Raw genomic sequence first — 24,772 nt, 5'->3', positions numbered from 1 at the left:
GGTGAGACACAGTAAAGGTCCCGATATAAAAGAAGATGAACAAGGCCAAATGCATACCCTTGAAGCTATCATGGCCGCTACCATAATGATCGCAGTACTCGTATTTGCCGTACAGGCAACTGCCCTTACCCCGCTTACATCTTCCACTGCAAATGCTCACATCGAATCACAGATACACACCATCGGACAGGACATGTTAACAGTTCTTGACCACTCCGCTTATGGAATGAATTCAGACCTGAAAGACCAAATAATCGATTGGAATGGTGATGAATACGTTTGGACTGCGACAAATTATCGTTCCAGAACAAATACCAGTGATATTTTGACCGGTCCTTTAACAGAAATGCTCGAATTCGTAGTGATCGAAAATGGAATTGCACACAATATAGAGTTCACTTTCAATACCGAGACCGGATCAAGCCAGACAATGCCTTTCATTTATAATGGTGATCCGTCCGACAATGCAGTGATAATTTCGAGAAAGGTACTGATCTCCAATACAGACATAGAAGATGCTGCCACCTTTGCATCAGATACCGGCATATCTGACATGGACAGTTCAACTGATTACTATAATATAATTGATGTCAAGCTTACCATGTGGCGTATGTGAAAAACGAAACGGGATGAAAAAGATGAAACATTGCGATGAATCCGGACAAATATTGTTACTTGCAGCCTTTGCAATAGGTTTCATGATAGTGATATCAACAGTGATGCTGAACAACATAATATATGCAAGCAACATGGCATCTGAATCAAGCAATGACATAGACCATTTCGAGATAGCGAACATTGCCCAGATCACACAAGAAGCATCAAATGCTGCCTATTATAATGCCACAACTGGCAATCACTTTGATAATGATGTTTATTTCAATTATCTTGAAACGTATAGCCAGGAGATCTCAACTCTTTATGCGTATCGAGGTTTTTCATTTTCCTTTGGAAACAGTACCCTTAATGATGCATACTTTACAAAAAATGGATTGATCACAGGAAGATCGAACTGGACGATCATAGATAGCGTCAACCAGACAAACATATTTACAATAGAGATGGCAGATACAAGCAAACTTTCAAACTCATCGGATCCCTTTGAGATACACGCCATAAACCATTCAGGCGTACCCATATGGAAAATGAAGCTGTACGATGATGGTAGCAATATCAATGTGTCCGTGGACGAGCAGACACACACAATAGGAGCATCCAATAGCAGTATTTACCTCAACATAACTTATAACGATCCGGTATTCAAATTTTCCACATCAACTGCAGGTGAGACCTACAGGATAGATTATTTCAATTCAAGCAATGCCATGGGCCTGTATTCTATCACCGGAACTCTGGCAGATGGACGTGATTTTGCCCGTGAAAGGTATAAAGTGATCAATACAACTATCAGCATCGCATCCAGCAAGAACAGTATCAATGTATCCCTTCCAATTACCGTACCCTGAAGTGTGAAAAATGAAGCAGTTCTATACAGACAATAAAGCAGTATCAACGTCAATTGGATTCATACTTACATTTGTAATTACAATTATAACCTTCATACTTGTAATGCAATCCTCATACGGTCTAATGGACCAGGCAGAGCATACGGTCATGCGCGAAGAATTCGAGATACATGGAAACAATATCGCACTTCAACTTGCAAAGATCGACACAATGGTAGGTTTAGTGAACAACGGCGGTGGTGAGATCATTGATCATCGGACAGAGCTCATGATACCAATAAGGATCGCAAATGAATATTATTATGTTGAATTCTCGAACCAGACCCGTGAGATCATATTCGAGTCCAATCAACGTTCTGAAACAAGAGTACAGGTTGCTTTCGACATTGAAAATACTAACATAATGTCCACAACATTGAGTAGTGCTTCAGGCGACCACTTCCTACTTTACAATAGTACCTCGAATATGATCGAGATATACTGAAGAAAAAAAGGACTTAGACAATGATACCAAAAAGGCTGTCCAATTCAGAAAATGCAGTGTCAGAGGTTATCGACGTAGTGTTCATACTCGGCATAATGTTCCTTGCAATATCCCTGATTGGAATCTCAGGATATCCATTTCTTCAGAACATGCAAGAGAACAGCCACACCGAGAACATAAAACAAAGCTATATCGTTCTTTCAGAGAACATGAACAAAGTTGTTTTTGGCACTGCTCCTTCCCAATCAGTAGAGCTGAAGATGTATGGAGGAGGAATATGGGTCACCGGAGATAGTGTCATCAACATAACCATTCAGACATGGAACTCATCGCTCCTGCCCCCGGTTATCGAATCACAGACATTTAGTCATCAGACAAGGGAAATACAGAATGAGTATGAAGGAACTCTTATTTCCTATGAGAATACGGGAGTCTGGGCTAAATATGAAAATGGAGCAACTGTGATAGTAAAAGAACCAGAATTTGTGTTCTCTGATAACACGCTGTTCATACCTTCCAGTAAGATCTCCGGAGTTGGCGGTCATGCCGGTGAGGGACTTGTGCGTGCCGTTGCAAACGGAGGAGAATCTACAGTATATAAGTACACTAATGTGTCAGTTGTAGATATCACCATAATGAGCCAGTACTACGATGGATGGGAAGAATATCTTGGCGATAGTCTAGGAATGAAAACCATTAGCAGGGATGAGAACAACAATACTGTCCACGTACGAAAGGATGATTATTTGGAGAACATTGATGTCTACGTCCTGTATTCACCCCTAAGTGTAAGAATTGAGTAAGGAGGAGAAAGGATGGAGAAGGACAGGAAAGTATATGATTGCAACTGTGGTGCATCAGCCGTTATTGGAGTACTGCTTATGTTCGCACTAACCATCGTTTCAATAAGTGTAATGCTTCTTTACAGTGTACCCATGATCTCCGACCTACAGGATGATGCACAGGCACAGAAAATAGAACAGGGTTTTACAATTCTGGACTCTCGTACAAGTAAAGTTGCCCTTGGGGAATCACCCCTTCAGACAACATCAGTTTCACTCATAGGTGGAAGTATTAACGTGAACGATGACACCGTGGATGATAAAAGCAACATTAGAATTGTCATTGCCAATCTAACGAACCCCGGCGCTTCAGAGGAGTTCAACTGCTCTTTTGGTACAATAGAATACACAAAAGATAACCAAAGGATAGCATATGAAGGTGGAGGAGTATGGTCTAAACATGAAGGTCGCGGAGGATCAATTATGATCTCACCACCCGAGTTCCATTACAATGGAGAAACACTCACACTTCCAATAATGTCCATCAATGGCAGATCATCATCATCCGGCAACGGTGACACCCGTATTTCAGTTTCATCGGAAAATAAACCTTCCATACTATTTCCTAATACCTCAATATCACCTTCAAGGAAAAATCCCGTTACTTCAGATAAAGTATACATCTACATCAAAAGCCAGTACTATGATGCCTGGGCAGACTATGCTGATACAATGGTCTATACGACTGCAACTCTTGACCATGAGAACACAACTGCGATCGTCGAACTCGATGTAATGCCACCAATGGGAACATCAACACTTACAAACATGATAAAGGTCGGTGCAGTGAACACATCAAACCCATTACCAATATATGATTTTTCTTTTTATCTTGAAGCAGAGGATTCCAATAATAATGGATTAAATCCTGCAAAATATGAGATCAAAGCAACATCCGGTACAAAGACGCTCACATACGACCTTGCAAAAAAAGGTGGTGCAGATCAGCTTGAGGTCCATGTAACCTATAAGGATACAGCAGCTGGAGCTGACTATATTGAAGAATGGGAAGGAGTGACCGTTTACCCGGTAAGCGGTAGTAAAGCAGACCAATATGCTACAGTAGATTATCTGGACCCTACATTCATGATGAGATATGTTCCACCTAACACAAATGCAGATCCGGACTTTTCATGGAATACTTCAGGCCCTATAAGTGAACTTCCTGATGTTGAGATCCATAGTGGTAATGTTTCATTCTCGATGAACGACCTGACACAGCATTATCTGAAACTGCTCACAAAGGATGGAGCGATCATATTCGATATTGATGGTGGGAAGCAAGACCCTGTGGATTATGAAACATCAAAAATAACGATCAATTACGATGGAAGGCCAGGAGCGATCACTTACCTGCACATTACCAGAAATGATATGCATGTTGCAATAACGGATTAAAAGATAGATTATATCGGAAGTCTGATGTGAATATCAGTTCCAACCCCTTCCTCACTTTCCATCCATATCATTCCTTCATGTGCATTAACGGCATGTTTGCAAATATACAGAACGATATCAAAATCACAAACAGATCTTTTTCTTTAGAGACGTGGGGCCGTAATTGCCCATGAAAACAATATGAAAAGGCTAAATAAATTAAAAAAGATGAGGATATGGAGATCCACATCTGTTAAAGATCACTTATTCTCATCATCCTGATCTGATACATCAGTATATTCAGCAGTGTAATCACCATCATTTCCGAGATAGGATATAGCAGCTGCAACTAATGCAAGGGTTATGATCGGAGTGGTCACAAACGTTCCGAGGTAGGTAATTCCACCAATTGTACTGATGATAGCTACGATGATCAGCAATACCAGACTGTCCACAAAATTCTGCTTTGAAATATCTATACTTTCCTTTATTGCATCCATGGCGCCATAATCCTTTATGACAAGAAGAGGAAGGGAATAGATAAGGAGAATTGAAAGAACTATACCCGGAAGGATCAGGAGCATGTAGCCTATACTGATAAGGATAACAGAGACAAGCAAAAGGACCCAGCTTTTCACAAAATAATTGAAACCTTCGAACACATCATTGATCTCGACCTTTTCTCCCCTCAGGCCTTTCACGGCCATATAAGTAAGACCGTATACTAGCGGAGCTATTGTCACAATGAAGATGGAACCGAACACCACGATGATCGTAGCTACAATAAAGGCAGCAACGTTGTCCTTGAAAGCGTTCCATGATCTACGAAATATATCTTCATAATCCAAAATGTCACCTCAAAAATAGATTGGTTGCTACATATATATAATTTTGTCAATGAGGAGACATATACAGGATCATTCCGGCTTCAACAAGGTATATGTGGGGAATGGAATCCCGATACCTGCTTTTTTGAACTCGATGTCTATCAGAGTATTTACTTCGTTGATGACACTGAATTTATCGGAAGGGTATCTTACCCACAGTATTAGAGCAAAATCAAGACTGAAGTCCCCATGATTATCAAAACGAACAGAAGGTTCCGGATCGTCCAGAACGAGATCGATATGATTTCCGATCTTGAGCAGTACCTCCTTTACCTTTGAAACATCAGAACCATATTCGACCCCGATAGTTATTTTCACCATCATCTGTGGCTGGGGAGACGTGTAGTTCACTATCTTGTTGTTGGCAATGATACTATTCGGGATTATGATCATATTGTTGTAGAAATCAAGTATACGGGTACTTCTGATACCTACTTCCTGCACGATACCGATCTGACCATCCCCTATCTCTATACGGTCCCCATTCTTGAACGGCTTGTCATAATAGATGGAAAGCCCACCAAAGAACTGGGATATGGCATCCTTTGCAGCAAAGGCAATGGCAATACCAACGATACCGGCAGATGCAAAGAGAGGACCTACATTAATACCCCATATCCCTTCGAGGATCAAACCTATTCCGACAAGTATGATTATGATATCAGACAGACCTTTCAGCAATGGCAGGAGCTCATCATCCATTTTGGTTTCTGTTTTCTGCACAAGTCCGGGGAAAACGTGGTCAAAAAATATTTTGCTTATATTAACCAATGCAAATAGCCACATCAGGGCCAGCAGTGTCAGCAAGAGATTATTGGTAGCAATAAGGAAATACTCTCCAATACCGACTACGGAAAGGGCAAGAAATATCCCAATAAATATCAGCGTATAGTAGATCGGGCGTTTTACAGCATGGAGAACAAGATCATCGATCTTGAATCTGGTCTTTGCCGTGTAATGCAAAAGCACTTTTTTAAAAACGAGATCCACACCAAAAGCAAGGATGATCGAGGAAATGATTATCAGTGCAGCCACAGCCAGTTTAGATCCCGTTGTATCAAAAAGCGATCCTGCAACCTGCTGGACATACAAGGATATGGTATTATTGATTTGCATAACAATGATACAATTGAAAAGAGAGTATATATTTATATGGATACACCAGCCAAAACAATGTTCAGCATTGCCTTAAGTATTTTTTACGGCCCACCCCATGTTTTGCCGACATGCTCACAAATATATACCATGCCTGTATTTTTTAGGTATGCCTAACAATTACAGGGAGAACTAAACATGTTGCCAAGTTTCATGATAACATTCAGAGAAGGTCTGGAAGCCTTCCTCATCGTAGGGATAATCCTCGCATATCTTATTCAGACGAAAAGAACTGAACTTAATAAATATGTATATAGCGGTACCGGACTTGCTATAATCGGAAGTATTGCAGCAGCCTTCATATTCAGCATTCTGGCCATACAGTTCGAAGGACGCAATGAAGAACTGTTCGAAGGGATAGTAATGCTTGTTGCAGCAGCCATACTGACCTCCATGATAATCTGGATGTCCCGGGAGAACAAGAATATCTCAACTACCATAAAGGAGCAAGCAGAAGGAAAGAAAGCTTACGGGCTTTTTGCACTGGTATTCCTCTCAGTACTGAGAGAAGGTATTGAAACCGTGCTTTTCCTCGGGGCTGCGGCCATGAACACTGAAACGAACGCAGTCCTTTATGGTGGGATCGCAGGTCTTGTGACCTCAATAGTGGTCGCTTATCTGGTATTCAGGTATTCATCGCATACCAGCCTTGATAGCTTCTTCAAGGTCACCAGCATATTCCTCATACTCTTTGCAGCAGGACTTGCAGCCCACGGAGTGCATGAATTGCAGGAGGCAGGTGTAGTACCGATCCTGATCGAGCATGTCTGGGATGTAAACCACATCCTCGATGAGAAGGGAACCCTCGGTTCCATAATGAAATCCCTCCTTGGATACAATGGGAACCCATCGCTCATAGAGGTCCTCACCTATGCAGGATATTACATAGCAGTTGGAATTGGTCTGAAAGTGCCGCGAAAAAGAGGAGCATCCATGATCACAGCTTAAATACAAAAAAAATACTATGCTGCCATTACTCACAATGGCAGCCCCCTTATTTTCAACCCAAAAGCACCCGGTTTACTGTCCATGTGCAGCCATATACAAGTGCCACAGCTAACAGAAGCTCCCACAATAAAGATGCGGGCTTGTGAACCCCCTGAAGTAGCTATATTATATAATCACAGAACTAATAGCTTCATAAGAGGATTGGATAAAATGTACACCGTATATATAAAAGCAGTAAAAGATGAAAATATCTTCACCCCTTGCAATGTAAACGTTGATGCCATCAAATACATCCATTGCATAGAGAACAAAGTGTTCCTGGCTCTAAATCCCGAAGACGTAGGCTCCATGATCTGCATATATGCCGGAGAGCCTATCAACGCAGAAGAACAGATCGATAACATCGTATCCCTTATTGCATCGGCAAAAGCAGAGTCTGAAACATACGATATGCCGATCATACTTGACTTTTCAGAGCAGATCGATCAACCAAAGGCCACCATGATGCGTGGTCCCCGTGTTGTTGCAAAGTGAGATTCTATTTTTAGTTGTGCCAATGGCACAACTCTTTGTTGTTAATGTAAAACTTCATATTTCGTCTGCTTTCCTTGTGCTAGAATTATAGAGAGTTTATTCAATATTTTCGATAATAAATCTCACAGCATCTGCATTATAAAGACTTTGAATACCACTTGGTAATGTGCCATTCTCTTCATACTTAGTTCTATTTTTTTTGTTTGTAAAGTTATAATACGAATATTCAGTATTTTTTTTAATATCATATTCACGTATGAATGAATTAATTTCATGTTGTTTTATATGAGGCTTTGATTTCTTTACAGAACCATAAAGCTCACTATATGATATAGGATACTTATCAATTATGTGTTGAGTTCTAACCACAATTGGCATATCAGTTTGTGTGCTAGAATCAATAAACGTTGTGAAGCCGGCATCCCCTACAAAATTATTGACCGATTTTAATTTGGTTTCAACTTCACAAACAAAATGATACTTACTTTCAGTATCAAGGCTTGATTGTGTATTAGAAACTGATTTAATTAAGTTAGATATTACTTCAGGTGAATCATCTAACTCCACAAGGGAAAATGTCTTGAAATTATAAGCAAATGCAAGTGGAAGAATATAAAAATTATATTCGAGTAAGCTCCTTGAAAACCATTCATTCATTAACATTTGATAATTTTTAAGAGAGGCAGTGCTAAGAGTATAAAGCAAGTATGCCAATTTAGCGTCATTATAAAAATGAATCGCTGTATCCCTTATTTCTATTAAGCTTGTGATATTTGATTCAATTATAGGATCAATATTCAATTGTCTCATCGCTTTATTAATATCAATAGTAAAAGGAATATCATTTCGATTTAGTTTGGGAACACCTTTATTCATAACGTATAAACTTTCAATATTACCTTCTGCATCATCTAATATTTTTGCTTTTAATAATAACTCCCAAGAGTTGATATTCAAAATTGTAAAAATTTCTTCACGATACTTGAAATCTGGTTTATTATAAATTTCAATTGAAGATAGTGCAGCAGATAATGAATTTTCTATAAGATTTTTTGTAATCCCTCCCACTTCTTCTATTTCATCTACTTCCTTTATTTCTTCCATTAACATCACCTACTAAAATAGGTAAAGATATTATCAGCTATAAGTACTTTCTGAAAAAATAAATAAAATGCCCGATTTTATTTTAATGGTATATGTCCATCGTTTTTTAGGAAATATTATAAGCAAAATGATGATTTCAAATAATAACTAAAACTGAGAAGATGATATGGCTAATCAAGATAAATTACATCGACTTTGGGAAGAAACAAACCAACCTACCCAAAATGTTACTTTGAAATATATTGGTAATTTCGCACAAGAAAACAAAAAAAAGCTAAATTATAGAAATGAGGAAAGCAAAGAAATAACGCCAAGTGGGTTAGATTATGCTGTTCTTAAATTCATTTGGTGTTATTGCAATTCAGTAGATTGGAACATTAATGATTTTGAGTGGGCTAAAGATCCACACACAGGTAAATACAATGTTTGGAAAGATTATTCTGATTATAAAGTGAATGTATCCCCTACAAAAATTCGAACATAATCGATATTGATCTTACAAATCTCCATTCAATATCTTAGAAATATTCGGATCATTCCCTACAAGACCCATCAACTTAAGCATAATTTCCTTAGAACCTTTTACCATCAGATTGGTCAAAGACATTGCATATATTCATAAAGTGTCAGTTCAGTATAAGTTCACTATAAGATACATTTATGAATACGATATCAACATAGTTTATGTTAAAATAAGGGGTTATCAATTTGAAATGGAAACATGACAGGGGACTTGAGGTAAGGATGTTGTTGACACTGTTCCTGCTGGCGGCGGTGTACCTAGGATTTCTGGCATTCCTGGTCTATTCGGGTGCGCCTCAGATGTTCATGGTGTTGTTCATAGGCGCTTTCATGGGATTACAATACTATTACTCAGACAAGCTGGTGCTCTGGACCATGCATGCCAAAGTCGTTACTGCGCAGGAGGCTCCTGACCTTCATCAGACCATCACCCGGCTGTGTGCCATAGCGGACCTGCCAATGCCCAGGGTGGCAGTGGTGAACACCTCGATCCCAAATGCCTTTGCAACTGGGCGAGGTCCCAAAAATGCAGTGGTTGCAGTGACCACGGGGCTGATGGACCGGCTTAATCAGGGAGAGCTTGAAGCTGTGCTTGCACACGAGCTGAGCCATGTGAAGAACAGGGATATGGCGATACTGACCATAGCCAGTTTCATATCTACCCTGGCATTCTACATAGTCAGGTACAGTTTCTACTTTGGAGGCATGGGAGGTATGGGTGGCAGGAGAAAAGAAACAGGCGGTATTGTTGCTATCTGGATCGTCTCATTACTTGTATGGATAATAAGTTTCCTGCTGATACGTGCCCTTTCAAGATACAGGGAATTCGCGGCGGACAAGGGTTCTGCTGTCATCACAGGTCAGCCCTCCAATCTGGCATCGGCACTGACGAAGATAAGCGGGATCATGCCTCGCATTCCCAAGGATGACCTGAGGGAGGTGGAGGGCATGAACGCATTTTTCATAATCCCGGCGGTCTCGGGTTCTTTCATGAGCCTGTTATCGACCCATCCTACAACAGAAAAAAGGATCGCAGCACTCGAAAAGATACAAAGGGAGCTTGAACTATAATGGGACTTAAAGGCATGTTCGATTCCCTGCTTGGCAGGAGCAAGTTGCCGGAATCGAATACGGACCGTCTGTTCTCCATCTCAACGGCAGTGGTCACGATGGAGGTGAACCTGAACCTCCATCCATCCGGTCAGGCTGGCATCTGTTTCAAGTCCATGTCCATTGCCCAGTATGAGAACACCAGAATGGAAATAGAGGGGCTGTTAAGTTACAGCACAAAGGAAACAGGGACAAAATATCACATAGAGAAGGACAAGTACAACTTTCTCTGGGTGATACTGGATGATAAGGATTTCGAGGACCTGGTCACGAACATACACATGATCAGCCAGACCCTGATAGAGCAGGGATTCTCAGAACAGATATTGTGTGCTGTTTATCGATTCGAGAGCAAAGGACCAGTCTACTGGATATATAGTTTCAAGCAGGGTAACTACTATCCTTTCGTACCACGGGAGAAACAGGAAAGGGACAATTCCATGGAGTTGCGCCTCAAGTCCCTCATAGAGAATGAGCTGCCAATTGAGAAAAATGTGGAGAAATGGTATCCCCTCTGGGGGATGCCATTCTAAATATCTTGTTTTCAATCTTCCAGCAGACCGCTTCCGGTAAAGATCTCGGTTGCTTCTTCCAGACTAAGGTCCTCAGGCGGGACGATGATGTTGGATTCCACAATACTTGAATCATCAATTGGCTTTCCATTTGACTTGACCACATCAATGAGCTTTAAAAGTTCAGTTCTGTACTCAGCTTCATTTCCCTTGCCTACAAGCTCCACTATCCTGTTATCAATGATGTTGAGCTCATCGAACAGACTTCCAGGGACCTCATACTGCCCTTCACCCATTATCCTGATTATCATTTACCTTCCTCCTGCCTGAGCTTTGCCAGCTCCGTTTCGACATTCGATTCTGCACTGATCTTTGCAAGTTCCCTGTCAATATCATCTCCACTGCTTGTGATGTCATCAAGGGTGCCTGCATCAATGAGCTCGTCAAGGGCAGAGGCGCGTGCCTTCATATCTTCTGTCTTGTTCTCTGCTCTCTCAACGGCAAGACCCACATCCGCCATTTCCTCGCTGATACCAGATACCGATTCACTGATATTTACCTGGGCCTCAGCAGCGGAATATTGTGCCTTGATGGTCTCCTTCTTCGTCCTGAACACCTCTACTTTGGTTGAAAGACGTTTCTCAGCAGCCACAAGTTTATCCTGCTCCTTTTCAAGGTCTGCTATCTGCAGGTCAAGTCCCTGGACCTGGATCTCCAGTGCACCCTTGCGCTCAAGGGCAAGTCTTGCAAGGTCTTCCCTGTCACTCTTGATGGCATCTCTCGCCTGCCCTGAGAGTTTATCAATGCTCTGCATCAGCTTTGAACGTTGCAGTTGAAGTCTTTTCTTTGAGGTTGCCACATCAGCAACCCCTCTTTTTACACCCTGTAACATTTCCAGTTGTTTCTCATAGGAATAATCAAGTGTTTCTCTGGGGTCCTCCATGCGATTGACGATCTTGTTCATCTTCGCTTTGAGGACGGTTTCCATTCTGTTAAATAGACTCATATTTTCCCTCCCACTATTATGTGTTCGTTAGTCCACAGGACTAACTATCATACTGTTATTTGACACGTTTACTATTTCTAATTTTAGCTTCAGTGAATGTTCCGTACAATTTAAAAAAGAAGGTTATAATTCTGTACCGAGAATGAAAAAGTATATTTCACTGACCCTTACCTATATAAATGTACAGAGGATAATTCTTATTGAAATAATAAGGAAGGTGGGATCACATGAAAACATTAGTAACATATATGACACAGACAGGGAACACAAAGAAGATCGCAGAAGCTATTTATGGCGAAATTACCGGTGAGAAGGACATCAAAGACATTAAGGATGTAAGTGATCTTGATGCTTATGATCTTGTATTTGTAGGTTTCCCGGTACTGCAATTCAACATTCCAGAGAATGTTTCAAAATTCGTTTCAAAGAATGTGGCTGGTAAGGACATAGCATTCTTCATGACCCATGGTGTTCCTGAAGGATTTGAAGCCATCAAATCATGGACAGGATCAATAAAGGATATCGCAGCTGATGGCAATTTACTTGGTACATTTGAATGTCAGGGTGAAATTGCACAGCACGTTCTTGATATGCTCGAAAAGTCCGATGACCCCCAGATGAAAGCATTTGCTGCGTTGGGTCCAGCCGCAAAAGGACAGCCAGACGAAGCTCATCTACAGAAGGCAAGGGAATTTGCAAAGGAAATTCAGGCAAAGGCACAGTGACCTTATATCTCTGATGATCTGCAATTCATGCGGATCCAGTAATTAAGAACAGGGGATAGATAAGATGGCAGACCAAAAAAAAGTTCCAGTATTCTGTGAGAAATATTGCCCCATATGCAAAGGAGCACGTTCAGGTAATGGCTTCTTCAAGTCACTGCAGAACATTGAATTGAAGATAGTCGGGAAGAAAGGTTGTATCTGGGGTAAAGCAAGAACCGAATACTACGGTGTCACTCCCGATAAGCCAATTCCAAAGTAAATATTAAAAAATAAAAGGTCATAAAAGCCTTTTATTCTCCCCCTTTTCTACTTTTAATGTGTCTTGAGGCACATACATTACAGTATTCATCATAACCAAAGAGAATTTCTTTATAGATTCCAGAACAAGTCGCATTGAGGATTTTGCCGAAGTCCCATAATAGAGGAAGTGTTCTTAGTTAAAGAGGATATGAATTAAGTATTTCCAGATCATTCAGTATCAATATGACAAAAAGAAAGAAAGATACGAGTGAATACGAATTACCCGATATTCAAAAAAACGCCCTGGATAATTGGATAACTTTAAATATATTTCCACAAAAAATATCAAATGATATTTACACCAGTTATGCACTTAAACTTCTTTTTGAACAAACACCAGATGGCTTCTTCATCACAAATAAGCAGTTTAAAGAAGCGATGGTCAGATGTGATTTCTCACCCGTAAATAAAAATAAATTAAATTGGGATTTTCGAGTTTCTCTAAGATCTCCAGAGTTGAAATGATCAAAATGAGGTTGTGAACCTAACATATATTAAAAAAGCTTATCCAATTTGATCTGATCTGCCGTTTGGGATCTTCTTTTTTGGCTTAGCGCCCCCATATCTCGGATGCTGTCTTGAAGTGCATTTTTGCAACTTCGTGTAATCTCTCCCTGCCATACTTTTCAATGAACTTTGCACCAACCTTCTTGACCTTATCCGATGCACCCTTTGGGAATGTTCCGATATACTTCTCGTTCATTTCCTGCATAGCCTCAAGGAAAGCTGCACGTGCAAGAATTGATGCTGCAGCCACTGCAATTGACTGGTCTTCTGCTCTGGGTATCTGAACAGGCTTCACATCGATGTTCCATTGGCGAAGTTCATCCTCGACCATACTGTCGTGGTATGCGAACTTGTCAATTATGATGCTATCGCCCTGCTGGTACAGGTCTCTGATCGCACTTACATGGTTTACGGTAAGCATAATGTTCAGGTTCTTAACATTTTCATAGTATTCATTGTATGCAACTGGTTCAAGGATCTTCACGGAGAACATATCAGCTGAAATTGAGCTCATTATCTGCTTCGCAATAGAAATGTTCTGATGATCGGTCAACTGTTTGCAATCCCTGACACCGATCCCCTCAAGAATTGATTCAATTTCTGGAGTGGTCTTTACTGCAGCTACCACAAGAGGACCAAAGAAATCACCCTTGCCTGATTCATCAGAGCCAATTACACCATGTCCATTTGTAACAGGCAAGTCCATAGATGATGTTAGCTTTTCTTCGGGAATTGAAATGTTCTTATTTTTAGATGAAGGTATTACACCTTCTATGAGTGCAATACGTATTTCTTCTGCTTCAGGTGATGTGCCTAACTGGGACAGATCAACTTTAATTCCCTTCTTTCCATCGTATATTCTTATTACGCGGGAAAACTGTTTCTTTGATACGCTGAACTGAATACCGAAATTGATTTCCTTTGGTGTATCCACGTCAAACCCTGGAATCAGGATCGATCTTATCTCATTGTACTTGTCAGTTATTTTCATCTGATTCCCCTTATTATTATTTCTTGATCCTAAGTCTGGTATTTTCGTTCGGCTCTTATTCCTTGTTCCCATATCAAATGGATACATAACCTTGTTTACAAATTGTAAATCATCTCATCAATCCCTCTCACCAAATAGATAATATCAATTATCTTATTGTGCCGTCATCAATGAAAATGCTTAACTAATGTTCGCTACAAATACGATTGCTGAAGAACACAGGAACGATGTATGTATGACAGAAGTTACGAAAGTATTGCTGCTTCTCAAGAGCATGGTCTATGAAAGTACCAGCCCCATGGAGTCACTTAGGTTTGCGAATTACTATTGCAATAAAGGTCTTGATGTGGTGGTAATCCTGTTCGGTCCGATGGGAGTCATCCTTGGAAAAGCTGATAAATGCGGATCTCCTATCTACGATGACAAGATAAGAGAATGCATGGAACTGGGTGCACAATTCAAATGCTGCAAACTTGGAGCATCCATTATAGGAATGAAAAGGGAAGAGCTTATCCCTGGTATTGAACTCATCGAGTCGCATGAGATAGCAGAAATGCTTCTGGAATACTGCAGTGAAGGGCAATTGGTCGTTACGCTATAATGTGATCCGTGGTACCCTCAAAACTGAATATTGAATATGGCCGACTTCTTCCTAATGTGTAGTATTATGTGGGACTCCCCATTTTCTGTATGTGTTTCAGGTACCTTATTTCTTTTTCTTACCGTGAGTTTGTCTCCTATGGACACAGACTTCAACAACTACATGAAATCAGCATATTTGACTTGAATCTGCAGAATACATAATTAAAACCGTGGAGGGTTTTCGTCCAGCAAAGTAATCTACAAATTGATTTCCTGAAAATTGAAAATTAAGGAACTCAATCGATTAAAGTGAAATGTAAGAAGATTCTTGATCTGCCTTATGCCGAATAGAAGAAGATCATATTCTCGAAGGATACTCTACATTACATGAAGAAGAATGCAATGAGTGAGAAGCCGTTTACTCTCAATGCTCATGTGAGAGAAAGGTTGGAGATGTGGGAAGGATGCTGAAAGAAAGTAGTGATTAAAAATATACATAAGTTAAAAAAATTAAGTTTGACCTAGTTCACATGATTTTTGTTGTAGTCATATAATGACATTTGCTTTCACCTTCCTTGAACTTGTCAAAGCAGATGAGAACTTTTACAAAAAAGATAAGAAAGCCTCGGGTGGGATTTGAACCCACGACCTCGTCCTTACCAAGGACGCACTATACCCCTAAGCCACCGAGGCATCATTATTAATGGGTACAACTCCCTGATACACAAAATCAAATATGAAGCTTTCGGTTGGGTTTATAAATCCCAGCGTTCGTCCACTGGAAACCTCTCATTTATCCACATCATGGTGCTGTTGTCATGTACTATGTGGTAGGAGCGTGAAAGCACCCTATTGATATCGAAAAGAGGGTCATTTTCTGCAATATTGATATTATCGAAATCCCTGCGGGTCTCAATGCCGCTGTTCCTCAATATCTTGCCAATGGGTATATCTGCGCGCATCAGGTCCTGGCGTATATTATCAGGCATCCTCTCGATGGGTGACAGGGACAATGCCCTCACAAAAGGAGTGTCACCTGCAAGAAGGGTGACCAGACGATAGTTCACGTCTGACCCTTCAGGGACCTTCAACAGAGAGGACATCTCAGCATCCGCTTTAACGATATGCTGCGCTTCAGTGACCACTGAAACGTCCTTACGGGTCATGATCTCCAAAAGGAAGGTCACAGAACCGTCTGTACCGGCACACACCCTAAGGCATGTTGGGATATCAAATGCCTTGAGATCCCTTAAGAATTCCGAATTAACGAATGTCACTACTGATCAATATCCGAACTTATTTTATGACCATCACTTTGAAACTGCTTTCTTTGCCTGGTTACGGCGTTCCTTAGCAGTATATCCGGTCGCGAGCAAAAGGAAGTCCCGGAAACGCTTGTTCGTATCAAGGATAAGCTCATCGTCAACAGAAGAAACATCCATGTCCGTATCCACTACAAGCATCTTGCCATTCATATAAACAGACAGCTCCTTCATAACACCATACGAAATAGAGAGCTTATCGCCATCTCTCTTGATTTCAACTGGGAAACATTTGCCTACCTCTTCATAGATCCGTTCGATGTCCGGAGAAAAACCACGTTTTAACTTATATTCCTGCATTGCAATCTCTTTCGTAAATACATTGAACACGAATAAATATTCCGGTGAGAATCAGCCGAATTTCTTCAAAGTCACCCAAAAGGAACAACCTTTTCCATCAGGATTGTCATCGACACCCACCTGACCCTTATGAAGTTCAGCTATCCTCTTAACAATTGCAAGCCCCAGACCCGCGCCTTTGATATGATCAGAATTAAACCTTGTGAACCTCTCGAACACAAACGGTTTGTCAGCATCAAGAACTCCAATGCCATTGTCCCTGACCATCACTTTCCAATGATCACCAAGGTCCGCTATATCCAGCTCTACCTTAGAGCCTTCCGGACTATATTTTATCGCATTGGAAAGATAGTTGACAAACACCGTATCGACCATCGGATTCGCATAAGCATGGCATTCCCCATTAAATGCTAACGAGACATCTATCGACTTCTTGCTTGAATGCGGCTCAAGGTCCTCGATCACATTCTTCAATATGGAAATAATATCTATCATCTTAAAGTCAATATCTTCGATCGACTCCAGCTTTGCATATTTCGATGAAGATTCAATGAGATCTATCATCTTATTGTTGCTCTTGCGGATCAGCCGTACCGATCTTTCCATCACAGGATCATCCATTCTATTGGACAAGAACTCGGAATAACCCTTAATGATTCCAGCCGGATTCATCAGATCATGACTTAAGATATCAACGAAAACATCCCTGGTATCATGCAGGCACTTCAGCTCCTCATTGGCACGTGACAAATGTTCAATGCGTTTTCTTTCGGACAGATCCCTGGAAGTAATAAGGACTACCGGCTTTTCCTCATAATCAATAAGCCTGCAATTGAGCTCGACAGGAATACATTTTCCATCTCTTGTATTGCAGCAAGACTCTAAAAGAATAGAATGGATATTCTCGGAACTGTTCAGGATATCGATCGTTTCCATAATTGAGACATCGACAAAAATTACAGAGCTGTCCATGCCAAGCAACTCGAAATATGAGTAGCCCAGCTCATCACATGCAGCCTGATTGATCTCCCATATCTTACCAGCAAGATCAAGGATGATCATGGGATCACTTGCTTTTTCGAAAAAGGTCTTGAACTTGAATTCGGTCTTGCTCACATACATAGTGGCCGAAAGAACAAGTCCGTTCAGTTTTTCAGAATTTGCTTGTATCGCTTCGATCGCACGTATTCGTTCTTCATTGACCTCACCATCAAGGAGAAGATCAGTACATTTTTTGATCGAAGCTGAAGGACTCAGCGGATAACACTCTGATCGCTCACAAAGGGAAGTATCAGAAGAGATAGGATCGTGCTTTTCAAAGAACGCTACAGGATCGTTGTATTTCATCTGCCCGGTCATATCATAGAAATAACCCACCCAACCTTCATTATAAATATCAGAGCCAATAGGAGATAATCGGTGTTCTAACCACCTGTGGGTTGCACCTTTTTTTGGGGGGATGTGTAGAAATATCTTTTCACCTTTGCAAAGCTGACCGACAACATTCGAATAACCGGAGCTTTCTCCGGACCCTGAGACCGAGAAAAGTATCTGGCATAGGTCCACCCCAACAACATCTTTCTGCCCACATAGATCATGGATCAAGAAATGATTTGCCCATTTTACCTTCAGATCACCATCTAATATTACCACACCGACCTTCAGGTGGTCCAAAACATCACTGGTCAATAAGCTGTAGATGCATTCTATGTGTTTTAATGCATCGGACTCCACCTTTCGACCTCCCAAATCATAATTAAAGGATATTAGCAAACTGTTTCCTTAAAATAAATAAATGCATCTTAATATTAAAACATGTCCATTTAACTTTAAGTGTCGCCTGTGTGTACAAATTGCAGTATTTCATGCACATGCTTATATATATCCTTAATTTCCATTGGACAAATATGATATTAATAACTACATATAACGCCCCGTAGCACAACATAAATAAATAAGTTATTACATATTATTATATAGAGTAAGGTTATATGATCGGTTCATATCGTACCACCAATCGCCACAACAACTTTTGTCAGTCGTTCAAAACCTTGCTCACTTTTTAATTATATCTTTTAAATATTGAAAAACATTATTACCCATATTGAACTGATTTTGCACAGCCCTTCGGAAACTTGTGCCCGGAACCGATCTTATTTTTCAAGGACAACTTTCCCATTGACACCCATCAGAATAACGCGGGGTACGGCCAAAAGAGCCTTCTTTCCGATCTTTTCCATATCCCCCCATGCAGGGACGGCACTTTCATAGTCTTGAAATGGAAGATCGAAATCGGGGTTGCTAAGGAACTGATAGAACAGTACTTCAGAAGCACCTTCCATATATGGGAACAAAGAAGGTAAAGTAACAAGGTTCACATACCCCGGAATTACGCGTACCCATATACGCAGCCACTTTTTGCGAGCAATTTCAAGAGAGGCCTTTAACAAACCCACATATTTCTTGGTTCTCTCTTCAGACATGCCCGTCAGCTCCATAATAGCCTTCACATCATCAAGAGGTGCTTTTAATTCCAGGACAAAGCCATGTACGTAAGGCAATGCTCCTTCCAGAACCTCAGGTTTCATCCCATTTGATTTTAACAGAACCTCTTTTCCGGCATCATTAAGTGCCTTTATGAGAGGGATAAGCTCTTTTTGCAATGTCGGCTCAGCCCCACCAAGGTGAACGGTCTTAGAAAGGGAATTGTTGGCAATATCTACCACTTCCCCCACAGACATTTCTTTGAAAGGCTGATGGATGTGAACACAATAAGGACATTTCATATTACAGCCAAAAAATTCCACACGCATCATTCCATTAGAATCAGATATATCGACCAAACGCATCTATACCCTCCAGTTACAACATTAACTACCTTGTATAGTAAGTTTTTCAGCAAAGGATATTAACCTATGTAACTACCTCCCCCCAGCCTTTCAAATAGGCATCACAGCGATTACTATTTATGCAGAACATGACATCAATTCATTAAATCCAAGGTGACCACAATGCCAAAAAAACTAACAATTGAAGATCTCGAAAGAAGGAAAGAGAAGATAGAGATAGAAGAAGAACTTGGCGAAAAGCTCGAAGACCTTTATGACATCATAATGCCTCCAGGAACCCCATCATACATAATGTATGACATGATCGAAGAGTTCGAACTGGAACCGGTCACAAGGAAACTTAGTGTCAACATCGTGGAATGTGATGAAAGGGATGTTATAGTCCTCAGAGGAAAACTCGAGGTCGTAAAGGAAGCAGAACAGTATTTCTTCAAAGAGATGGAAGAATATATCAACTCGAACTGAGCTGATAAAGGGAATGACCTGATGGCAGTGCCACAGGGTCATTCAACATCTTCTGCACTCAATTCAATTCCGGTTATAGTATCAGAGTTCAGGTCAAAGACAACTGCTTTTTGCTCACCCGAGTATATATCCACGAGACCGGAATCATTGATGTTTCCAACGACCGCCGCAGTTATACCGACCTCTTCAAAGATACGTATACATTCATCACAGTTCTCCGGTTTTGTACTGATAACATAGCCAGTAGCAGGGTAGATCTTAAGCCATTGTTCAAGCTCAAGCCCTTCAGGGATAGGGATCTTATCGACATCCACGGATGCACCGACTTTGCTTGTCTCACATAACATACCCAGAGTACCGATGGTACCGGGATTGCTGATATCCTTTCCTGCGATCGCCAGTTTCCTTTCAGCAATTGTCTGCATTACAAGGAAGCGGTCACGAACTGTCTGAGAATCCTTGAAAGATGTGGTATCCCAGCTGTAAGGGGAATTTTTCCCGACCCGACCATCCATATCATAGGCAACTATTATCGAATCCCCGGGTTTTGCCATATCACTTCTGATGATACAGTCCTTTTTGGCAACCCCGATTATTGCGACCCCAAGGGAATTGTAAGGGGTATCAGGGTGAATGTGGCCACCAACCATGGGAACGCCGAACTTCTTCACGCCGTCCTTTATGCCCCGCATCATCTCTTTGCAGGCCTCGGTGTCACAGGAAGACATGACATTGACCATTGCAACTGGCCTTCCACCCATTGCGGAGATATCATTTACATTGACTACCACAGAAGTGTACCCTGTCCACCATTGGCTTTCCATTGCGATCTTGCCCCAGATAGCATCAGCAGCGAACAGGATCACCTCATCGCCACCAGTATCCATCACCGCAGCATCATCACCAAAATCAACGATGGTCTCGCCGTATTCACTGCGGACATCCTCGAACATATTCACGATATCAGCAATGGGCTTTTTACGGGTCACACCTTCAAAATTCCGAAGGTTCACAGCTAATTGTTCAATATCCAATCGGATCCACCCTTTAATGTCCTTAAAAAAGAATGAAAGATCATTCGCTGTGATCTTTCTTTTCGATCGACTCCATCTTGATGACGTTCCTGCGCTCTTCACTCATCTGTGAAAGGTCCTTACCGATAAGACCGTAAGCATCAGACCTGCATTGGCGACAGTGCCTCATCTGCTGCACGTAAGGTTCACAGGAATCCTGTACCTCTTTACGTACTTCATTGGATGGAGGTTCCATGTCCGCGAACTTTGCCTGACATATAAGAGGCATGATGTTCATGATGAAAACACCCATTTCGCGTATCTTCCTTGCAACCTCTACAATATGGTCTTTATTGATATCAGGGATAAGAACGGTGTTCACCTTTACGACCATCCCAGCTTCAACAGCTTTTTTTATTCCTTCAAGCTGGTTGGCAATGAGGATCTCTGCAGCTTCAATACCTGTGTATGATTTGCCTTTGTAAGATATATGGTCAACTATCTGTGCCTGGATCTTAGGATCGATTGCATTGAGGGTCACAGTAAGTGTACTGACCCCTACCCTGAGAAGCTCATCCATTTTCTCCGGCAGAGCAAGACCATTGGTACTAAGACAAAGAGTTACTTCAGGGAACTCGTTCTTGATAAGTTCGAGGGTCTCAAAGGTCTCATCGTTAGCCAGCGGGTCACCAGGACCTGCCACAGCTACCACCTTAATGAAAGGATGTTCCTTGAGGACCTGTCGTGTCTTTTCAAGGGCTTCCTGTGGAGTTAATACTTCACTTGTCACACCTGGACGGCTTTCGTTCACACAATCGAACTTACGGTCACAATAGTTGCACTGTATATTGCATCTTGGAGCAACAGGCAAGTGTATTCGGCCATACTTATGCTGTGCGTTCTTATCATAACATGGATGTTCTGAGATCTTACGCAGAATCTCACGGTCCACATCATTTACATCATGACATTCTTCAGTGATTTTATCAGTATCAGGCAAAATATGTCCTCCGGCAGTAATAAAGCATCTGAACTTAAATTAAGACCCTTAAAGATATAGATATAGGTTTTGGAATGTATCAGTCAAAACCGTTCAATTCGCACCATTTTCCATGACCTTCCCATACCTTCACAGATACTGGAAGCCCGAGCTTCTCAAAAAGCTGACCATGCATGTGTTCACAGATATTTTCGGCACTTGGGAAAGGAAGAACGTCATTCAAGAGCTTATGATCATACGTTTTGAGGATCTCCTTTACGATCTTCTTGATAATGTAAAAGTCCATGACCATTCCATTCTCTTGTTTTTCGCCTTCCAGAACTATCTCTATCTTATACGTATGGCCGTGGACTATACCACAGGTCTCGTGTTCCGGCAAATAGTGCGCACTGTCAATGTATTCTATTATTCCAAGTCTCATTTTTGTCATTATAAGCAACCCCACATTTTGTGTGTCTGAGGAATTATTAATGTATCCACTGAATCAAGCAGGTCATTTTGCAATTGAAGCAAAAATCCAATGTCCGATGAAAAATGTTTTTGTGTAACCGGTTGAAGCACAACACAGGAAACATAGTCGTATATAGCATCCACCATGCCGAATACATCATCCGGGACGGTATCCTTCGTGACCACCAGTTTACAGAAACATTCCCTGTCCTTTGTCTGTCTGAGTGTCCTGAAACATTCGATGGTCTGTTCAAGATGTGCCACAAGGTCATCGCCTTCGAACTCATCTATGAGCTTTATGTCCCCTGAAACGTAAGAGACCTTATCTTTGATCTTTTCCGCCATATGAGGCAATGTCATGTTCGATTCCAGATACAATGGATGAGGTATATCCATCTCGGAAATGAAATCCGCATGTAGAAGAGGTTCACCACCGGTCAGGGAAACTGAATGGATATTGCCATAGTTGCTAAGGAGCTCACTGACCTGAGAGGTCACAAGAGGATTCGGGATGTTCTCAAAGCTGTTCGAACCCGGTACTCTTTCAAACATGCAGACACTGGGATCTGCCGGTTCGGTATCGCAATAGGAACAGTTCAAATTGCATCCGATGAAACGCACGAACGCCTGCCTCGCACCAACATGAGGACCTTCTCCCTGAACGGAACAGAATATCTCACTTATGGGAGCTTCCATCAGATCACATCCAGAGGACGTGATTTTCGCAGATCTTTTTCAATATCATGGATCTCAGCAACATATCGATCGCCAATGTCGGTGAGTAAGCTTACTGTCTTGCCCTCATCGATCCCGACATCATTGAGGTTCCCATAGAAATCGTGGTAGACATTGATACCAAAATGGATCTTCTGGGATACTGCCGAAGTGCTGGCTATAGAGATAGTCAGTTTTTTGCCATTTACAAAAAGGTCATCTCCCTGACGGGTGGTAACGACGCCATTAGCAGAGAGAGATTCTGCAACAATGGAAGTAAAGAGCCGCTGTCTTGCGTATACCAATTTAAGGTCAGTGGAATCGAAGTGCTCTATTAAGAAATGCAGCATATCCGTGGAATAGATGGAATCGCCCATCCTTTTGTCCTCAAGGTCTATCATATGTTCTATCTTGACATCGCATCCACCCCGGAAGGCAACGATGGAATCATACTGAACGCCTTTCAGATTATACGCCCAGAGAGAAGATATCTGGCTGCCATCATAATGTACTTTTTCATCTAGAACGATACATTCCATTACAAACACCTTATCATTTTAAGTCAGCTCGTTTTTTAGTAAGAGGGTCTTCAAACTCGGAGGCCAGGAAGGCACGCTTCCTCCTCATACAACTTTCACACACCCCACAAGGCTCATCATCCCCGTGGTAGCAGCTCCAGCTCCATTCCAGAGGTGCACCCAATTCCATTGCTTTGCGCACGATTGTAACCTTATCCATATCGATCAGTGGAGCAAGTACTTTTACACCGTTAGCGGTCGAATAGGAAAAACATTCATCCACTGCGTTCACGAACTCTTTGGAATTATCTGGAAATGTTCTTGCCTCTTCCCCGTTGAAGCCTGCGATGACATATTCACATCCGTAGCTTTCAGCAAAGCTTGCTGCGATATTAATGAAAACACCATTCCTATTGGGCACCCACACGTTCTTTGCAGAGTCCACAGTGGTTTTAGAAGTGTCATCTACAATGTCTTCGATCGAAAGTTCCGGAACATCCAGGTCCTTGTTCACAAGAGAAGTATTCGTTATGGAACCAAGCCATTTCAACGGAATTATCCTATGCTCGATACCATAGTGTTCACAGACAGCTCTGGAATTCTCGATCTCCTTTTCAACAGAGCGTTGACCATAATCGAATGTCAGCGCCATCACCACTTCATGGCCCTGTAATGCAATTGCAAGAGCAGCTACTGAATCAAGACCACTGCTCAGTAATAGAATTGACCTCATGGTAAAACTCCAAATTATATATTATTTAGATATTACCTTAGTAATACCCCAGTATTATTTAAAGTTGCCGAGAACAAGAAACATTAGCGAACATATTCATGAAAACGTGACCAATTGACATTTTTTAAAAGAAGAGAAGAGATCACGATACCTATTTTTAAGTATTTAAGAAATGAATTCGAACGAAAAAGAAGAGATAAGGATCAGTATGCCATTCTGACTGGCTCGATCCTTGACTGATCCACCATTGCGGATTCAAGACAGCGTATCGTACAATACTGCTCCTTCATGCGAGTATCATAAACGAGCATCTCGCACCCACAGTTCTTACATTTTACTTTTACAAGCTCCATATC

The 24,772-nt window shown here is 41.3% G+C and carries 32 protein-coding genes and 1 tRNA gene; 15 read left to right on the top strand and 18 right to left on the bottom strand.

Translation table 11 applies throughout. The features are described 5' to 3' along the window. Position 1 precedes the first annotated feature (1 nt). From AC20MK_RS02745 to AC20MK_RS02725, 5 genes are read left to right on the top strand one after another with little or no spacing between them, the layout of a single operon-like run. Complete coding sequence (locus AC20MK_RS02745) at positions 2-616, top strand: DUF7288 family protein (RefSeq protein ID WP_487356476.1); 615 nt, start codon at positions 2-4, stop codon at positions 614-616. A gap of 13 nt (positions 617-629) precedes the next feature. After that, positions 630-1,466, top strand: coding sequence for a hypothetical protein (locus tag AC20MK_RS02740; protein WP_487356475.1), 837 nt, complete (start codon positions 630-632; stop codon positions 1,464-1,466). A gap of 10 nt (positions 1,467-1,476) precedes the next feature. After that, complete coding sequence (locus AC20MK_RS02735) at positions 1,477-1,950, top strand: DUF7266 family protein (RefSeq protein ID WP_487356474.1); 474 nt, start codon at positions 1,477-1,479, stop codon at positions 1,948-1,950. A gap of 20 nt (positions 1,951-1,970) precedes the next feature. Next, positions 1,971-2,753, top strand: coding sequence for a DUF7289 family protein (locus tag AC20MK_RS02730; protein WP_487356473.1), 783 nt, complete (start codon positions 1,971-1,973; stop codon positions 2,751-2,753). A gap of 12 nt (positions 2,754-2,765) precedes the next feature. Continuing rightward, positions 2,766-4,190: a DUF7289 family protein gene (locus AC20MK_RS02725; protein WP_487356472.1), complete on the top strand. Its 1,425-nt coding sequence runs from the start codon at positions 2,766-2,768 to the stop codon at positions 4,188-4,190. Between the two features lie 239 nt (positions 4,191-4,429). On the opposite strand, the gene AC20MK_RS02720 is transcribed toward AC20MK_RS02725, so the two are convergent. Continuing rightward, complete coding sequence (locus AC20MK_RS02720; protein WP_487356471.1) at positions 4,430-5,017, bottom strand: glycerophosphoryl diester phosphodiesterase membrane domain-containing protein; 588 nt, start codon at positions 5,015-5,017, stop codon at positions 4,430-4,432. A 69-nt stretch (positions 5,018-5,086) separates the two neighbouring features. Next, a complete protein-coding gene (locus tag AC20MK_RS02715) occupies positions 5,087-6,172 on the bottom strand; it encodes a mechanosensitive ion channel family protein (RefSeq protein WP_487356470.1) in 1,086 nt (361 codons plus the stop codon). Between the two features lie 177 nt (positions 6,173-6,349). Here AC20MK_RS02715 and AC20MK_RS02710 point away from each other — a divergent pair, with 177 nt between their 5' ends. Together AC20MK_RS02710 and AC20MK_RS02705 are read left to right on the top strand one after the other, a co-directional pair. Further along, the gene (locus AC20MK_RS02710) at positions 6,350-7,159 is read left to right on the top strand and encodes an FTR1 family iron permease (RefSeq protein WP_487356469.1); all 810 of its coding nucleotides are present in this window, start codon (positions 6,350-6,352) and stop codon (positions 7,157-7,159) included. 210 nt (positions 7,160-7,369) lie between these two features. Continuing rightward, complete coding sequence (locus AC20MK_RS02705) at positions 7,370-7,693, top strand: hypothetical protein (protein WP_487356468.1); 324 nt, start codon at positions 7,370-7,372, stop codon at positions 7,691-7,693. A gap of 96 nt (positions 7,694-7,789) precedes the next feature. Here the strand turns inward: AC20MK_RS02705 and AC20MK_RS02700 are convergent, their stop codons facing one another. After that, positions 7,790-8,797 (bottom strand): DUF3644 domain-containing protein, encoded by a 1,008-nt coding sequence (locus tag AC20MK_RS02700; RefSeq protein WP_487356467.1) that lies wholly within the window; start codon positions 8,795-8,797, stop codon positions 7,790-7,792. A gap of 166 nt (positions 8,798-8,963) precedes the next feature. Between AC20MK_RS02700 and AC20MK_RS02695 the strand changes: the two genes are divergently transcribed. From AC20MK_RS02695 to pspAB, 3 genes are all read left to right on the top strand, one after another. Then, positions 8,964-9,281, top strand: coding sequence for a hypothetical protein (locus tag AC20MK_RS02695; protein WP_487356466.1), 318 nt, complete (start codon positions 8,964-8,966; stop codon positions 9,279-9,281). Positions 9,282-9,505: 224 nt separating this feature from the next. Then, on the top strand, positions 9,506-10,390 hold the full coding sequence (gene htpX / locus AC20MK_RS02690; protein ID WP_487356465.1) for a zinc metalloprotease HtpX: 885 nt from the start codon (positions 9,506-9,508) through the stop codon (positions 10,388-10,390). Further along, entirely contained in the window at positions 10,390-10,962 is a 573-nt protein-coding gene (pspAB, locus tag AC20MK_RS02685; RefSeq protein WP_487356464.1) for a PspA-associated protein PspAB, read from the top strand. The genes htpX and pspAB overlap by 1 nt, the downstream gene beginning before the upstream one ends. Positions 10,963-10,973: 11 nt before the next feature. On the opposite strand, the gene pspAA is transcribed toward pspAB, so the two are convergent. Next, a complete protein-coding gene (gene pspAA, locus AC20MK_RS02680; protein WP_487356463.1) occupies positions 10,974-11,252 on the bottom strand; it encodes a PspA-associated protein PspAA in 279 nt (92 codons plus the stop codon). Next, entirely contained in the window at positions 11,249-11,947 is a 699-nt protein-coding gene (locus AC20MK_RS02675; RefSeq protein WP_487356462.1) for a PspA/IM30 family protein, read from the bottom strand. Before AC20MK_RS02675 ends, pspAA begins: the two co-directional genes overlap by 4 nt. 227 nt (positions 11,948-12,174) lie before the next feature. Here AC20MK_RS02675 and AC20MK_RS02670 point away from each other — a divergent pair, with 227 nt between their 5' ends. The 3 genes from AC20MK_RS02670 (at position 12,175) to AC20MK_RS02660 (ending at position 13,437) form a co-directional block, all read left to right on the top strand. Continuing rightward, the gene (locus AC20MK_RS02670) at positions 12,175-12,672 is read left to right on the top strand and encodes a flavodoxin family protein (RefSeq protein ID WP_487356461.1); all 498 of its coding nucleotides are present in this window, start codon (positions 12,175-12,177) and stop codon (positions 12,670-12,672) included. A gap of 64 nt (positions 12,673-12,736) precedes the next feature. After that, on the top strand, positions 12,737-12,931 hold the full coding sequence (locus AC20MK_RS02665) for a hypothetical protein (RefSeq protein WP_487356460.1): 195 nt from the start codon (positions 12,737-12,739) through the stop codon (positions 12,929-12,931). Between the two features lie 224 nt (positions 12,932-13,155). Next, positions 13,156-13,437 carry a hypothetical protein gene (locus AC20MK_RS02660; RefSeq protein ID WP_487356459.1) on the top strand — a complete coding sequence of 94 codons (282 nt, stop codon included), beginning with the start codon at positions 13,156-13,158 and terminating at the stop codon, positions 13,435-13,437. An 85-nt stretch (positions 13,438-13,522) separates the two neighbouring features. Here the strand turns inward: AC20MK_RS02660 and AC20MK_RS02655 are convergent, their stop codons facing one another. Continuing rightward, complete coding sequence (locus AC20MK_RS02655; protein ID WP_487356458.1) at positions 13,523-14,470, bottom strand: ribonuclease HIII; 948 nt, start codon at positions 14,468-14,470, stop codon at positions 13,523-13,525. Positions 14,471-14,657: 187 nt separating this feature from the next. Between AC20MK_RS02655 and AC20MK_RS02650 the strand changes: the two genes are divergently transcribed. Continuing rightward, positions 14,658-15,071, top strand: a complete 414-nt coding sequence (locus AC20MK_RS02650) for a DsrE family protein (RefSeq protein ID WP_487356457.1) — start codon at positions 14,658-14,660, stop codon at positions 15,069-15,071. A 602-nt stretch (positions 15,072-15,673) separates the two neighbouring features. Here the strand turns inward: AC20MK_RS02650 and AC20MK_RS02645 are convergent. The 5 genes from AC20MK_RS02645 to AC20MK_RS02625 form a co-directional block, all read right to left on the bottom strand. Further along, positions 15,674-15,745: transfer RNA gene (locus tag AC20MK_RS02645), tRNA-Thr, on the bottom strand. Positions 15,746-15,807: 62 nt separating this feature from the next. Then, the gene (locus AC20MK_RS02640; protein WP_487356456.1) at positions 15,808-16,329 is read right to left on the bottom strand and encodes a chorismate--pyruvate lyase family protein; all 522 of its coding nucleotides are present in this window, start codon (positions 16,327-16,329) and stop codon (positions 15,808-15,810) included. A 33-nt stretch (positions 16,330-16,362) separates the two neighbouring features. Continuing rightward, the gene (locus tag AC20MK_RS02635; protein WP_487356455.1) at positions 16,363-16,674 is read right to left on the bottom strand and encodes a DUF5611 family protein; all 312 of its coding nucleotides are present in this window, start codon (positions 16,672-16,674) and stop codon (positions 16,363-16,365) included. Positions 16,675-16,725: 51 nt separating this feature from the next. After that, entirely contained in the window at positions 16,726-18,408 is a 1,683-nt protein-coding gene (locus AC20MK_RS02630) for a PAS domain-containing sensor histidine kinase (protein ID WP_487356454.1), read from the bottom strand. Between the two features lie 419 nt (positions 18,409-18,827). After that, on the bottom strand, positions 18,828-19,523 hold the full coding sequence (locus AC20MK_RS02625; protein WP_487356453.1) for a radical SAM protein: 696 nt from the start codon (positions 19,521-19,523) through the stop codon (positions 18,828-18,830). A 162-nt stretch (positions 19,524-19,685) separates the two neighbouring features. Between AC20MK_RS02625 and AC20MK_RS02620 the strand changes: the two genes are divergently transcribed. Continuing rightward, positions 19,686-19,988 (top strand): hypothetical protein, encoded by a 303-nt coding sequence (locus AC20MK_RS02620; protein WP_487356452.1) that lies wholly within the window; start codon positions 19,686-19,688, stop codon positions 19,986-19,988. 38 nt (positions 19,989-20,026) lie between these two features. On the opposite strand, the gene AC20MK_RS02615 is transcribed toward AC20MK_RS02620, so the two are convergent. From AC20MK_RS02615 to AC20MK_RS02585, 7 genes are all read right to left on the bottom strand, one after another. After that, complete coding sequence (locus AC20MK_RS02615) at positions 20,027-21,022, bottom strand: methanogenesis marker 2 protein (protein ID WP_487356451.1); 996 nt, start codon at positions 21,020-21,022, stop codon at positions 20,027-20,029. 40 nt (positions 21,023-21,062) lie between these two features. Further along, a complete protein-coding gene (gene nifB, locus AC20MK_RS02610) occupies positions 21,063-22,001 on the bottom strand; it encodes a nitrogenase cofactor biosynthesis protein NifB (RefSeq protein ID WP_487356450.1) in 939 nt (312 codons plus the stop codon). Positions 22,002-22,080: 79 nt separating this feature from the next. Next, the gene (gene queD / locus AC20MK_RS02605) at positions 22,081-22,431 is read right to left on the bottom strand and encodes a 6-carboxytetrahydropterin synthase QueD (protein WP_487356449.1); all 351 of its coding nucleotides are present in this window, start codon (positions 22,429-22,431) and stop codon (positions 22,081-22,083) included. Next, positions 22,431-23,147 (bottom strand): 7-carboxy-7-deazaguanine synthase QueE, encoded by a 717-nt coding sequence (locus AC20MK_RS02600; RefSeq protein WP_487356448.1) that lies wholly within the window; start codon positions 23,145-23,147, stop codon positions 22,431-22,433. The genes queD and AC20MK_RS02600 overlap by 1 nt, the downstream gene beginning before the upstream one ends. Beyond that, the gene (locus AC20MK_RS02595) at positions 23,147-23,704 is read right to left on the bottom strand and encodes a DUF366 family protein (RefSeq protein ID WP_487356447.1); all 558 of its coding nucleotides are present in this window, start codon (positions 23,702-23,704) and stop codon (positions 23,147-23,149) included. Before AC20MK_RS02595 ends, AC20MK_RS02600 begins: the two co-directional genes overlap by 1 nt. 13 nt (positions 23,705-23,717) lie before the next feature. Beyond that, a complete protein-coding gene (gene queC, locus AC20MK_RS02590; RefSeq protein ID WP_487356446.1) occupies positions 23,718-24,416 on the bottom strand; it encodes a 7-cyano-7-deazaguanine synthase QueC in 699 nt (232 codons plus the stop codon). A gap of 203 nt (positions 24,417-24,619) precedes the next feature. Further along, complete coding sequence (locus tag AC20MK_RS02585) at positions 24,620-24,769, bottom strand: hypothetical protein (protein ID WP_487356445.1); 150 nt, start codon at positions 24,767-24,769, stop codon at positions 24,620-24,622. Positions 24,770-24,772 lie beyond the last annotated feature (3 nt).

It is taken from the genome of Methanococcoides sp. DA23 (genome assembly GCF_057593895.1).
Note: the sequence above shows the minus strand (reverse complement) of the source record. Positions and strands in the feature narration are given on the sequence as shown.